The sequence below is a fragment of the Aeribacillus sp. FSL K6-3256 genome, assembly GCF_037965805.1.
GTDB lineage: Bacteria > Bacillota > Bacilli > Bacillales > Aeribacillaceae > Aeribacillus > Aeribacillus composti.
The window spans coordinates 1,290,549-1,304,059 of sequence record NZ_CP150188.1 but is presented as its reverse complement, the minus strand read 5'-3'; the positions used below and the strand labels follow the sequence as shown (position 1 = coordinate 1,304,059).

The 13,511-nt window shown below is 36.9% G+C and carries 12 protein-coding genes and 1 pseudogene; 4 read left to right on the top strand and 9 right to left on the bottom strand.

What is annotated here, in order from left to right; genetic code table 11:
• Window positions 1-147: 147 nt before the first annotated feature.
• Window positions 148-711 (bottom strand): FAD-dependent oxidoreductase, encoded by a 564-nt coding sequence (locus tag NSQ84_RS06340; protein ID WP_063389410.1) that lies wholly within the window; start codon window positions 709-711, stop codon window positions 148-150.
• Window positions 712-1,710: 999 nt separating this feature from the next.
• On the opposite strand from NSQ84_RS06340, the gene NSQ84_RS06335 reads away from it, so the two are divergent.
• Window positions 1,711-3,102 carry a polysaccharide deacetylase family protein gene (locus NSQ84_RS06335; protein ID WP_094245495.1) on the top strand — a complete coding sequence of 464 codons (1,392 nt, stop codon included), beginning with the start codon at window positions 1,711-1,713 and terminating at the stop codon, window positions 3,100-3,102.
• 704 nt (window positions 3,103-3,806) lie between these two features.
• Here NSQ84_RS06335 and NSQ84_RS06330 read toward each other — a convergent pair.
• The gene (locus NSQ84_RS06330; protein WP_063389413.1) at window positions 3,807-4,223 is read right to left on the bottom strand and encodes a universal stress protein; all 417 of its coding nucleotides are present in this window, start codon (window positions 4,221-4,223) and stop codon (window positions 3,807-3,809) included.
• A gap of 170 nt (window positions 4,224-4,393) precedes the next feature.
• Here NSQ84_RS06330 and NSQ84_RS06325 point away from each other — a divergent pair, with 170 nt between their 5' ends.
• Complete coding sequence (locus NSQ84_RS06325; protein ID WP_063389414.1) at window positions 4,394-4,951, top strand: DUF420 domain-containing protein; 558 nt, start codon at window positions 4,394-4,396, stop codon at window positions 4,949-4,951.
• A 59-nt stretch (window positions 4,952-5,010) separates the two neighbouring features.
• Here NSQ84_RS06325 and NSQ84_RS06320 read toward each other — a convergent pair whose 3' ends face one another.
• The 3 genes from NSQ84_RS06320 to dat form a co-directional block, all read right to left on the bottom strand.
• Window positions 5,011-5,823 (bottom strand): alpha/beta fold hydrolase, encoded by an 813-nt coding sequence (locus tag NSQ84_RS06320; RefSeq protein WP_339212417.1) that lies wholly within the window; start codon window positions 5,821-5,823, stop codon window positions 5,011-5,013.
• Window positions 5,824-5,945: 122 nt separating this feature from the next.
• Entirely contained in the window at window positions 5,946-6,872 is a 927-nt protein-coding gene (locus tag NSQ84_RS06315; protein WP_130156951.1) for a dipeptidase, read from the bottom strand.
• Between the two features lie 78 nt (window positions 6,873-6,950).
• Complete coding sequence (dat, locus tag NSQ84_RS06310) at window positions 6,951-7,790, bottom strand: D-amino-acid transaminase (RefSeq protein ID WP_063389417.1); 840 nt, start codon at window positions 7,788-7,790, stop codon at window positions 6,951-6,953.
• 147 nt (window positions 7,791-7,937) lie between these two features.
• On the opposite strand from dat, the gene NSQ84_RS06305 reads away from it, so the two are divergent.
• On the top strand, window positions 7,938-8,354 hold the full coding sequence (locus NSQ84_RS06305; protein ID WP_063389418.1) for a DUF4395 domain-containing protein: 417 nt from the start codon (window positions 7,938-7,940) through the stop codon (window positions 8,352-8,354).
• A gap of 63 nt (window positions 8,355-8,417) precedes the next feature.
• Here the strand turns inward: NSQ84_RS06305 and NSQ84_RS06300 are convergent, their stop codons facing one another.
• Genes NSQ84_RS06300 through NSQ84_RS06285 form a run of 4 tightly spaced genes read right to left on the bottom strand, consistent with a single transcriptional unit; the run spans window position 8,418 to window position 12,156 of the window.
• Window positions 8,418-8,924: a sigma-70 family RNA polymerase sigma factor gene (locus NSQ84_RS06300; protein ID WP_063389419.1), complete on the bottom strand. Its 507-nt coding sequence runs from the start codon at window positions 8,922-8,924 to the stop codon at window positions 8,418-8,420.
• Between the two features lie 17 nt (window positions 8,925-8,941).
• Window positions 8,942-10,900, bottom strand: coding sequence for a DUF6449 domain-containing protein (locus NSQ84_RS06295; RefSeq protein WP_153028133.1), 1,959 nt, complete (start codon window positions 10,898-10,900; stop codon window positions 8,942-8,944).
• Window positions 10,875-11,774: an ATP-binding cassette domain-containing protein gene (locus NSQ84_RS06290; RefSeq protein WP_063389421.1), complete on the bottom strand. Its 900-nt coding sequence runs from the start codon at window positions 11,772-11,774 to the stop codon at window positions 10,875-10,877. Before NSQ84_RS06290 ends, NSQ84_RS06295 begins: the two co-directional genes overlap by 26 nt.
• On the bottom strand, window positions 11,767-12,156 hold the full coding sequence (locus tag NSQ84_RS06285) for a GntR family transcriptional regulator (RefSeq protein WP_063389422.1): 390 nt from the start codon (window positions 12,154-12,156) through the stop codon (window positions 11,767-11,769). The genes NSQ84_RS06290 and NSQ84_RS06285 overlap by 8 nt, the downstream gene beginning before the upstream one ends.
• 844 nt (window positions 12,157-13,000) lie before the next feature.
• Here NSQ84_RS06285 and NSQ84_RS06280 point away from each other — a divergent pair.
• Window positions 13,001-13,216 (top strand): annotated as a pseudogene (locus NSQ84_RS06280) (hypothetical protein); the annotation flags it as partial.
• Window positions 13,217-13,511: the final 295 nt, after the last annotated feature.

Sequence of the window (13,511 nt, the reverse complement as noted above, 5' to 3'; positions counted from 1 at the left end):
AAACTCCCTGCACAAGAGATATTTTTCCACAACAATTTCCTATTGGTATAAAGTTTCAACAATTTACAGATTTTGGACTTACACCTATATTCGAGTTTTAAATCATAAAAAAAGACAAGACAAATGAATGTCCTGTCTTTTTTGAAATTAATTTTTCAATATATCATGATCGACGTACCGTTCGCCATTCAGCTCGCTGATGACATTGATGGCCACTTTTGCACCGTCACCTGCGGTAATGATTGTATGTACACTTACGCCAGCAGCTGTACCTGCTGCCCAAATTCCGTCAATATTTGTTTTTCCATTTGAATCCACATCAAATATTGTTTTGATGCGAGGCTCTGTTCCGTCTTTTGTTTTTAATCCAATTTTCTCGGCTAAATCCGTCAATACTCCTGTCGCTAAAATGACATGCTTCGCTTCATACGAACCGCCATCGGTTTTGACGACGTGTCCATCCTGTTTTGTTTCAATTGTTTCCACTTGCTCGTTTTTTATTTCTGCTCCAAACTTTTCCGCCTGTTTTTTCCCAATATCGATTAAATCAGGACCTGTAATTTCTAAAACACCATAGTGGTTTTCGATCCATGCCCTTTTCGTCATTGATTTATCGTGATCTAAAACTAATGTTTTCTTTCCAGCCTTCGCCGTAAACAACGCAGCACTTGCCCCCGCAGGACCGGCACCAACAATAATCACATCGTACATCTTAACTCCTCCTTTGCAAAAAATGTTTATAATTTCATTGTAAGCGCAATCGAAAAAAAATGTAAAGAAACTTGCTTACCAATTCTGAAAATTAAAAAATTCATATATAATCTCCCTTCTCCAGCTGAACATAAAACCTTTTGTAGGCTGGAGTCCCGAAGTAAAAACCGCTTATCCCCAACTGATCTATTTTCAGAATACAGTAAAAAACGCTATTAAAATTCGCTATGCGGCTTCCGACACCCCAATGTGCAATGTTCCACAAAACTGCTACATAAGTCCGCCGGAGGAAGAAAAACATGAAAGTCAGTATATGACACTCCTTTGGCGATTGACATTACAAACGATACTTAGTCGTAATCCATATTATGCAAATTCAGGTGAATTTTCTCAGCAGACTGAACCATATATTAAAGAAAGAGCGTCTAAATATATTAGTTGGAAACTTCTAGAATGGAATAAATCATCATTTACTTAAAAAAAATAGGGAAGCTTTCGTTTAGCAACAAAAAATTTATTTATGAAATGAACATTACAACGGCTCTGCTAGCAGCAAATCGACCATTCAACATCTTGAATATTTGATAAATATTTTACGCATTCTCTCGGCTTCTTTATTCACCGCTAGATCGTCACGAAACAGGTTGAGATAAAGGTTTCGAACGACAACTAACATTTAAAATAGATCCATACCTCTTTACGAAGCTTTCAAAAAAAGATTGGTGAAGCGCATATCCAAACCGAAGCAAGAATGAAATGACAAGAAGATAAAGAATCATCAAGTACATGAATCAAGCTCAAGAAAACGGACTGAAACAATATATTTATGATGATATTTCGAATTTCACAAGGATCGTAGAAATGGATGGATATAAAAGCCAATTTTAAAAAAATTTATTAAAAATGGAAAACGGCTTTGACATCTTTTCATCCTGATAGTACTCTATATTCGTTGACATTTTACATACGGCATTTATTTAAAGAAGGCAGTGAACATTAGTGAAATCGTTTGTATGGAAAATAAGCGGCATCGTTTTCATTTCGATCATTTTCATTTTTTTAATGTCTTTTTATTACAAAACATTAAGGGTACAGTCTGTCCCAGCAAATGGAAGCAAACAAATAGAAAAATCGCAATATGATGGAGTTGACTTAATTTCAGATATTGAGGATAAAAAAGAATTCCATTCCGCCATACACTATCCGAGATTTCAAAGCAGCAAACTGAATGCATCCATCCAGTCTTACGTCAAAGAAGAGAAAAGACGGTTTCACGAACAAATTCAATCCCAAAAATGGCGCTTGTTTAAAGATCCGTCGAATTTTTCTCTGACTTTTCGCCTCTATCCGGTCACAGACAGCGTCTATTCTTTTGTTTTTACTTCAGAAAGCCATTCAGATGGGGAAAAAGAAAGTAAAGACTTTAAAATCTTCATAGTCGATTTGGCAGCAGAACGTTTTATAAACAGCCAAGACATTCTTGAAATCGATGAAAAAACAAAAGAAAAGCTGCATGTTCAATTGACGGACCAGTTTCTTCAATCAAAAAAATATAAAAAAAGCTTTAGCAAAAAGAAGCTTAACAAGTGGCTCAATCACCCATATAACGATTTTTCCAATATTTATTTGACAAACAAATTCATTGTTTTCAAGTTTCATAGCAATGAAGTAACAGAAGGTGCTGAAAGTCCTGAAATTTCCATTCCTTTAACGAAAGGAAAAGAGTTATTGACAGAGGAGTGGCGGAAGCGATTATGGATGGAAGAAAACAAACCAAAAAAAGCAGAACCATTGCCGAAAAAACCTCCTATCCAAAAAGACGAGCCGATCAAAAGCAAAAAAATAGTTGCTCTAACATTTGATGACGGACCTCACCCAAAATATACAACAGAAATTTTGGATTTATTAAAATCGTATCATGCAAAAGCCACTTTTTTTGTGATTGGTCAAAGAGTTAATTTTTATCCTAATATTGTAAAAAGAATAGGTTCGGAAGGACATGAAATTTGCAACCACAGCTTTAGCCATAAAGATTTTACAACTTTAAAAAAAGAGAAAATACTTGAAGAAATAAATATGACCGATCAAGAAATTTTCAAGGCATCGGGCTTAAAAGCGAATTGCGTCCGCCCTCCATATGGGGCTGTTAATCAAAAGGTCAGATCAGCTATTGAAAAGCCTATCATTCTATGGACTGTAGATACATTAGATTGGAAAACGGATGACCCAAAAAAAGTACTTAAAATCGTTCAAGCCAAGACAAAAAACGGTTCCATCATTTTAATGCACGATATTCATTCATCCACAGTAGAGGCATTGAAGCTAATCTTGCCATATTTAAAACAACAAGGTTATGAGTTTGTAACTGTATCAGAGATATCAAAAAAATGAAATCCTCGTCACATGCAGTTGGCGACCGAAATATTAAATGCATACAATGCCTATTCTTATAGTGTTGAATGCGATCCGCTTCCCAAATCTATGGAAACGTTCAACAGAAATTTTGAAAGCTGAAACGTTTGATGCCTATTTTAATGAAAAAAATGATCTGTCCTGCTAAAGAAGCTTTGCAGTGGAAATGTGTGAAAAGGAAAAGGGATTTTAAAGCGATTCCCATAAAAAGATGTTCCAGTATTTTAACGTTTGCACTCATTTTTGGCCATAAAAGCAGGGATCCAAAAAGGTCAGCATTTTGGGTCCCTTTCTTTTGTCAAGTCGTAACAGCTGGTGCCGATTGATGTACACAATAGAGCAATTGATTTGCTTTTCCTTGCAGAAAGTTGATTGCTTATAAACCAGACGTCGTTGCTCTACGTTTTTCATTTAATGCACAAATACGTTTATACTGCTGTTATTCATGGGCAGTGCATGCCGCAAACCGCCTTTCTTGCCACAGCAATTGTAAATTATTCCCAAAACAGCTTCTGCTGTAATTTAAGGCATATTGTTATTCTCTGCAGTGCCCATCCCCTCTTCATTTCATCCTATCCAGTAATAATCAAAAGCTTTGAACAATTTCTCCCTTTCACTTTATAGCAAACAAAAAAAGCCCATTTTAGCTCGTATGTAAACTAAAATGGACAAATTTCTTATTTTTATTTAATGATTAAGACTGGACAGTGAGCCTCTTGAGCTACTTTTCGGCTGACGCTTCCCAACAACGTTGCTTTAAGCGCGCCTTTTCCTGCACTCCCCATTACAATGATGGAATAGTCATGTTCTTTTGCATAATCCGTAATAATTGTTGCTGGCTCTCCTTGGAAAATATGTGTTTCATGCGGGACGTTGCTTTCAGTAAGGAATTCAATCGCTGGTTTTAAAATCGCTTCGTTCTCTTCATCAATTAATTTGGAAATATCAACAAAATAATACTGCTCTGTAAATCTTAAATTATTGACATGCAAAATCGTGATTTTTTCAGACCCAACTGTTTTGGCAAGTTTTACAGCATGTTCAAGCGCGCGTGTAGAATGGGCAGATCCATCCATAGGAACTAATATTTTTTTGTACATCCTCATCCCCTCCAAAAGAACTATTTTTTCTTTATTTCCATTTTATCAAAATTTTTCTAAAATTTAAGTAGAGATTTGTCAAAATTTCGATTTTCACCACTTTGTCACTTTTAAATCCATTTTAAAATGATAAAATATACAATGAGAAAATTTATGTTAGGAGGAAAAAAATGGACTCCATTCAAAACTATGAACAGCCTCACAACAAAAAAAATTACACCGGCATTGTTGTGACACTCTCAGTTATTATAAATGCCGTTATTTTACTGTTATTTTTCTCTCCACTCGGATATCGAGGCGAAGTCCATTTTGATTTGACGATTTTCCCAAGACTTAATGCGATTTTTAACAGCTTTACGTTCGTCTTTCTGCTCGCTGCTCTTTATGCAATTAAAAAGAAAAATATCAAAGTACACCGGAACTTTATCATCGCAGCGTTTACAACGACCACCTTATTTTGTATTTCTTATTTAACCTATCATTTTTTGCAATCTGAACCGACCCGTTATGGCGGTGAAGGATTTATGAAAACATTTTATTTATTTATTCTTACTTCCCATAGTATATTAGCAGCCGTCATTGTTCCGCTTGCATTGTTTGCCTTTTTCTGGGGAATGTCAAGACAGGTAGAAAAACACCGGAAAATAGTTCGCTGGGCGATGCCGATTTGGCTATACGTCTCATTTACTGGTGTTCTTGTATACATCTTGATTTCTCCTTATTATTAAAAAAAGAAGGTTGACCGAGCTGTCCGGTCAACCTTCTTTTTCGTTTAGAAACTCTTTCATTAAATAATCTTTTTTTTTCGATCATCGTTTAACTTTCTTTGCCGTTCAAGCCATTCTCCTGTTTGTTGAAACAATTCGGTTGAATGACAAATAGACGAAAATGTATGGTTTCCGCCGATAATGAGTGATTTTTCAACGCTGTTAGCCCTTTTTTTGAAGCTTTTTTCATACAGGCAAGCATAAGAAGGAGAAATGACTTCATCTTCTGTTCCGTGGGCAACGAATACGTCACCTGTAAACGATTTTGCCTCTTGTAAAGGTGTGTACTGTTCAAGCGAGCGGAAAAATGTTTTCGTTAAGGAATAGCCTTCATAATCAACATATTGGCTTGATTCTGCTTCTTCTAAGCCTTCCTTTCCAACTATGGCCGCTATATCTTCAAATGGCCGACCGACCGCTCCCCAAATCGCCAAATTCTTCACGCGGTCATCCCGTACAGCTGTGAGTGTCGCCACTGCTCCTCCTAAACTATGGCCAAGCAAATATAATTCATGTTTGTCGATGAAAGGAAGCTTTTCAACAAAATCGATGACATGAATCGTTTGTTCAATAAAGCGATCGAGGCCATAAGTTCCGTAAATACCGCTGCTTTCGCCGCAGCCTTCGTAATCAAACCGCAAAACGGCAAATCCGAGCGAAGCAAAATGGTTGGCTGCTTTGACGAACAATCGGTTGACACCTATTCGGCTTCCTATAAAACCGTGACAAATAACAACAACCGGAAATTTTCCGTTTTTAGATGGAGAGTTCGGTATATGCAATGTGGCAGCTAACGATGCCTGTTGGCTCGGAATATAGTACATTTTTTCCATAAAATTAACCACCTTTAATCGTTCGTTTTTTTTATTATAATGTTTATAATTCCGATAAGTCAAGTATGTTTTTGGGGATTTAAACCCAAAAAAAAAGCAATCTTAACAGTTTGCTTTTGCACCTATTTCGGTAAATGATTGAGAAAATTTTGATACGCAAATCCTTTCACTTCGTCCTCATTATAATATTTCAGCAGTTCATTGATCAAGTTTTGTGTTTTTGCCGCATTTTCCAATCCTATTACTTTTTGCTCAATTCCGTCAAAATCAGAGCCAAGTCCGATTTGTTTCACTCCGCCTAGCATGCAAAAATGGTCGATATGTTTGATTACATCTTTGATTGCTGCCTGATCATTAGTTGTTAAAAATTGGGGGGCGTACACGATGTGAATGGTACCGCCTTTTTGAAACATTGCCCTTGCCTGTTCATCGGTTAAATTGCGCTGATGATCACATAAGGCGCGGGCGTTTGAATGGGTCGCAATCGGATAATCCGCAAGCTCGATTACATCCCAAAACGCACGCTCGCATAAATGGGAGACATCAGTGAAAACGCGATGCTCATTGTTTGCTTTTATGATTTCCTTGCCAAATGCTGTTACACCAGCGCCTCGATCTTCAAGTGCTCCATCAGCTGCCAGATTGGCATAATTCCATGTCAATCCAACCGATCGAACTCCCAGCTGATAAAGAAGTCGAAGTTTGTAGAGATCTCCGCCAATCGCATCAACACCTTCGAGAGTCAGCATCGCCCCAATTTCATGTTCCTCAAGCTTATAAAAATCAGACCAATCCTTTATTTGTTTCATTTCCGGATTGTTTCCAAGCACTTCTGTAAAAAACAGATCGATTTGTTCAAGCGCCGCTTGGAATTTGTATTCAGTTTTTATTTTTTGATCGATAAAAACGGCAAAGCATTGAACCTTAATTTTACCTTTGATCAATCTTTGTTTATTCGTATCCAAATACGAGGCGTTAGCAAACTTCAGCTTTCCTTTAGCATTCGCCAGCTTCATCAGCGCATCACAATGAAGATCAATAATATTCATGTTTTCCCCCTGTTTTTTATGATAAAAAAAAGCCTGGCAGGAAAGATTTCTTGCAGGCTTTTACAATCAATAAGCTCGTTATTCGTTTGCGATTTTTTCTTGGAATTTTTGATAAAGTGTTGTCGCGATCTCACCCGGTTTTCCCGTGCCAATTTTTTGCCCGTCTACGGTCACGATTGGTAAAATTTCAGAAGTTGTGCTCGTAATGAAGACTTCATCGCTTTCAAGTACATCCTCTTTCGTAAACTTTTCTTCTACTAATGTTAAACCTTCTGTTTCAATGATCGATTTTACCGCCATTCTTGTAATTCCTGACAATATATGCTTTGATAGCGGCGTCGTATAAATTGTTCCGTTTTTGACGATGAATACGTTGGAGCTCGACCCTTCCGTCACATATTCATCACGGACTAAAATCGCTTCATAGCTTCCTTTTTCATGGGCGGTTTGTTTAGCTAAAATATTCGGCAATAAGTTAAGCGATTTAATATAGCAATTGGCCCACCGCTCATCGTCATGGAATATAGCAGAAACGCCGTTCTCCCGCAAATGATGGGGCAATTGCTTTGCAGGTCTTACGGTCATCGTTGTTGAAACAGAAACATCTGGAAACAAATGATTTCGAACGGCCACTCCGCGCGTAATTTGCAAATAGACGTCGCAATCTGTTAATGCTGATTTTTCAATTGCTTCTTTTATCAGCTGTTCATATTGCTCCAATGTTTGATCGAGTTTTAATTTAATCGCTTCAGCACTTGTCTGTAACCGCTCTAAATGCTCGCGCAGCATAAACGGCTTTTTGTTATAAACGCGGATCACCTCATACACTCCGTCGCCAAACTGGTGTCCTCTTTCATCAATCGGGATCACCGGTTCATTGAGGTCAACAAAGCGACCATTTACATAACCGATTGACATTTTCATATCCCCCTAATTTCCATAATATCTACCAACCATTGTAACATAATTATATGAATGGAGGCTTGATCAAAATCAAAAAAGATGCAATGCCTGCACATTTATGATATAAATATCATAAAACATATATGGAAAGGTGGGATTTCCATGGACGGCATCCCTCGTCCTCTAGTTAGAACGAATCAATGGACAATTGTTTTGTCTGTTTTGATCACTTGGATCACAAACGAGCCGCTTTTTCTTCTTATTCCGCTTATTGCTGGCTTGATTGGACTCATTTTTGGTGTCAATCCGATTATGGCGGCCGCTAAAACGTTTTTACGAAAACCACATTCGTCCTATCATTTAGAAGACAGATCTGATCAGCAATTCAATCAAATCATTGCCTGCACATGCTTGCTGCTAGCTTTTATCGGATTTTCTTTTCATATTGATGTTTTAGGATATATTTTTTCGATTTTAGTTTTTTCAGCGGCTTTCATTGCGATTTTAGGATTTTGCATCGGCTGCTTTATCCGGTTCCAATGGAAGCAGTATCAATATCGAAAAGCGAAAAATTCATAAGCTTCTCCCCTGATTTCAAAAATCTGGGAAAAGACGTAAAAAAGGGGCAAGAGCACCCGAACTTTACATCGCATCTTTCAACGACACTTTCAGCGTGCGTCTTGCCCTGTGAAGCCTAGTTTTAACTGTTCCTTTCGAAAGCTTTAGCTGTTGAGCTAATTCCTGTTCTTTTAAATCATAATACAATTTCAATTCTAAAATTTCGCGGTATTTCGGTTTTAGTTTCCGAATTTCTTGAGAAATGGTCTCTTTCAGCCATTCATATTCTGCTGTTTGTTCCACATTGCCCCCTTGACTGATAGATAATTCATCAAGGGGGCACGGCGTTTTCTGTTCCTTCCGAAGAAAATCTATCGCAGTTCTCGCTGCTACTGTACCGAGCCAACCAGAGATTTTTTCCATATCCTCAATTTGTTCAGCCTTTTGATAAAATTTCAAAAATGTTTCCTGCAATACATCTTCTGCCAAATGTACATCTTTCGTTATGGAAAAAGCAATCCGGTACACTTTTTTATAAAACATACAATAGATGTCTTGAAAGCTCTCTTGAGCGGATATTATATCATCCATAATTCTCCAATCCTTTTTTATTTTTTTGCCTGTTTCTTGATCGATTCAGCTATTTCTGGATGAGCAAAGCTGCCAACCTCATAATTTCCATTTTTATAAACAATGAACATAATATTTTTTCCTGAAGTCGATTCTGTTTCATCTTGCAAGCATTGCTCAATCAACTGTTTATCTACAATTTTGACCGTTTGCGGATCTTGTTCAATTTCTTTCAGCATATTTTTATAATCCAAATCGTGATTGATGTTATTCTCCGTTATGAGTACATATTGGACATCATCAGCTGTCACTCTTGCGTTTTTAACCGTTCCGTTATTCTTCATCCACTCATCGAACTCTTTAAAGCTTTTTTTCCATGGAATGAATAATTGCTTATTATTTTTTAGAATGATTTCAATTTCTCCCCAGTCTTTTCTCTCATCGGTCATATCTTCATATGTAAGATTCGCGATGTCATTTTTTAATGCTTTTAATGCTTTTGCTAGTTGATCAGAATTATTGGCAATATCCACTTTTTCAACATAGTAGTTTGGATAGTTAGAATGAAATACTATTTGTTCAACATCTTGATCGTTTACGTCTAGAACTTCATAGGTTGCTTTTTTATATTCCTTCGATTCATAAATCTCCTTCAAATATCGTTCGAACGATTTCCGATCAACTTCATATTGGCGGATCGATTTGCTTCCATTTTTTAAATAATAGACGATAAACAACGGTTCAGGTTCGGAAACATCTTTGGATCTATTTTCGGCAACGATTTCTGTATGCAGCTTTTGAATTGCTTCGATTATTTTCGGTTCCTTGTAAATGAATCTATTAGTCATCTTGTCATCGAAGTACCAAAAGTTGCTGAAAAATACCGACTGTATTTCTGCAACTCTCGGAACCTTTTTCTCATATCCTCCCGCACCAGAACCGGTCAAAATGAATATGAGTATCACTGCAATAAAATAAATAAACAATCCTTTTAATTTAGGCTTGATTCGCCACGTCTGCTGCAAGATCATTTCAGCTATAAAGTAACCGATAAGTGCACCTACTACATATCCAGTACAAATCCATAATAAGCTTCCTCTATAGTCAATAATGCCAAAATACATTCCGCCGAGAAGCATCGTACAAAAAGTGGCGCCATATTTAAAAACCGGTTTAAGCTTCCAGTAAATAACAGCTTGTGACACATATTCGACTGGCCGCCGTGTATACAGAAGCAAGGAAATACAGCAAAACAAGGCTGCTAGCAATAAATAAACGGCGATTTCCCACCAAGAGAAAGGCTGGAATTCGAGGGAAATCAGCCTCGTAAGCGGTGAAAAAAATTCGATCCAAAGATTATTATTCAAATAATAGCCGCTCGGAAATCCAAACAAAATGTATTGCAAATTGTACACTATAAGTTGATAAACCCCGAAAGGAAACAATAAAATAATCAATGTCAATATGGCTTGAATCGTGCTAATTCCTGTCAGCATGGCAGAGAAGGTGCCGATAGAAAACAATAATAGCGTATATGCTAAATAAGTACAAAACCATCTAACAAGGTTCAAATCACGAAAATAGCTCGACAAATCAAACACCTGTATAAAAACGGCCAATATTAGAGAAGTAATCATGACAGGTACGATTAAAAACACAACACCCGTCAGCCAATGATGCCAAAAAAGCATTTTCCGATTAATCGGAAGACTATGAAGAAAATCGCTGGATTGCTTTACATGCAGGAACCGAAACAAAAAAATGGACATAAGCACAGGTATCACGATTAACATGAATAATTGAAGTTCTTGTGCAATGGAAAACAAACTTTCATATATGTTCTCTTCATTATAATTCTCTCTCCCGGAAAACAACACCGCAATTTCCATCGGTACTGATAGAATTAGACCGATCAAAAACGCTAGTCCTACCCACCCGACAGAACGGAAATTTTGAATTAACAGCTCTTTTTTAAATAAGGATGTTTTCGATTGCATATCCTTTTTCCCCCATTTCATAAATAAAAATTTCCTCCAATGTAAGCGGGAGCAAATCGAATAAAAGAGGCTTAAAGCTTTTTATATAGCTGGAAAATTCATCAGCATTTCCTTTTACAATGAATAAATGCACGCTGCCTCTTTGTTCCTGATAGACAATTTGAAGCTGCTGCAGCATTTCCGAAGGAACGCTTCCTTGAAAGGCAATTTGCACTTTGTGTATATTCGACTTTAGGTCATCCAAATTCCGTTTTATTAGCAGTTCACCTTTATGCAAAATGCCGATATGGTCGCTTATATCCTCTACTTCCTGCAAGTTGTGGGAAGAGACGATCACAGTCATTTCTCTCGCTGCCACATCTTGGATGATTATATTTTTCATTTTTTTCCTCATGACCGGATCTAAACCGTCAAACGGCTCGTCTAAAATGAGCAGTTCAGGCATTGCGGAAAAAGCGAGCCAAAATGCCACTTGACGCTGAACTCCTTTTGACAGGCGATAAATTTTTTGCTTAAGATCTAGATCAAATACATCCTGCAATGTTTGAAATCGTTCTCTGCTGAAGGATGGATATATGTTTTCATAAAAATTCGCCATCTGTTTGATCGTATAATGAGGGAAAAAATAAGGAATATCTGTAAGGAATATGAATCTTTGCTTAATGTCTTCATTTTCAAATACAGGTTTTTTATCAATTAAAATGTCTCCCCTATCTTGTTTATACAAACCTGCGATCAGCTTCAACAGCGTCGTTTTTCCAGCGCCGTTTGAACCTAGAAGCCCGAAGATGGATCCTTTTTCAATTTGTAAATCGATGTTAGATAACACAGTCGCATTTTGAAATGTTTTATATACCTTTTTGACTTCAATCATCTCTTTTTCCCCCTTGATGATCTTTGATAATTTCCTCCATGATCTGCAGGAGCTCATCAGATTGCATCCCTAAAAATAATGCTTGTTGTGCTAATTTTTGCAAATTTTCTTTAACCATTTTCAGCTCTTCCTGATTAGATGCCTCAATCTTCTCCGAAACAAAATTTCCTTTTCCCTGAATCGAGTAAATATATCCGATCCTCTCCAGCTCACGGTAAGCTTTTTGAATTGTATTTGGATTCACCGTCAATTGCTGCGCAAGCACTCTGACGGAGGGAAGTTGTTCTCCCCCTTTCAGCACTCCGCTTACAATCATCTCTTTTATTTGATCGACAAGCTGTTCATAGATCGGTTTTCGGCTTCGAAAATCTATATCAAGCATTTTCCCGCAGCCCCCACATCTGTATTAACTGTATTATAATTCTTAATACAGATAAATCATACTTTATTATGAAAAAAATGACAATACTTTCTGGAAAAATTTTTTTGCGTCAAAAAAGCACAGCTTTTTACGCTGTGAAAGACTGTTGTCCTTTTTCAAAGTTTGATTTATATGATTGTGCTATTTAAAACAGTGAGTACATCTCTTCTAAACTATTTTCTGTCTGTTTGTAACTGGCAGATGTTCAAAACTTTTATTTGTTCGCCAACCAATGGACAGACGATGAGAAGCACCGCCATCAACCGAAAAATTGGATTATAGTTTTCAAGCTTTTCCCAGGAAATTTTTGCTTTTGAAACGAACCGTAAGATAATGATGAACTGAGTTTTCCGCATCTGCTATTTTTTAAACGATTCTTCCTGCCGATTTTCAAATGTTGGAACAAACGATAAGTACATCTTTTCCAAACTGTACCGACATTCCCAGAATGTTTCTTGTCCATTTTCGTCCATCCAGCCTGCTTCCCGATTGATTAAAGTGCACCAGAAAAGGAGTTTACTATATAAAAAAACAAATAGTAGGAGATTCAGCATGTATTTATCCTTGTTGCTCTCAAATGAGGCTTCAACAATGTGAAACCCGAAAAAAACATATTAAGATTAGTAGCACAGACCTCGACCAATGTCTGTGCTGCTATTTTTTTAGTAGAAGTGGAGAAAAGGTCGTGACAGCCTAAAGAACGATAGGTTCGCATTGAAATAACTGGCCTACTTCACGGACCTTATAAGATCAGGTTTAATATGTTGAATCCATGAGATCGTGGATAAGAAAAGGGAATCGTTAACGCCAACGACGCATTGGAAACAATCATTTTGTAGAATATTACGACAAATTCAAAACGCAACCTTATAACAAATGTCATAAAGTTGCGTCCATCGCTTGTGTGAATAAGTTATTGAAGTGTCTCTTCCATCTTAATACACACATTTTTACGTACAATTACGAAATCGCATCAGCAACTTCGCAATTGTTCAGGAAAAATATAACATATTTGATCTAGTGAAAAAAAAACAAAAATCGTTAGATCTATTAGGCATGCGTAAATTTATTTAGGAGGAAGGGGTACCACTGCCTCCTAAATAAATCCACTGAAACAAATAGTTGCGAAAAACTCTTGACTAATTGTAAGAAGGGGCTCTCCGTTGAGTTCCTAAAATGAAGGATTTTGGAGAAATACTGCTGTGAAAGACAAAAATAATCGAATAAAATTTGTAAATGGCCTTCATAGAGGCAATGAGGTCCAACAAGAAGCAATTGTATATGCTGAAAAACTTTTGAAGAACCGAATTCAGAAA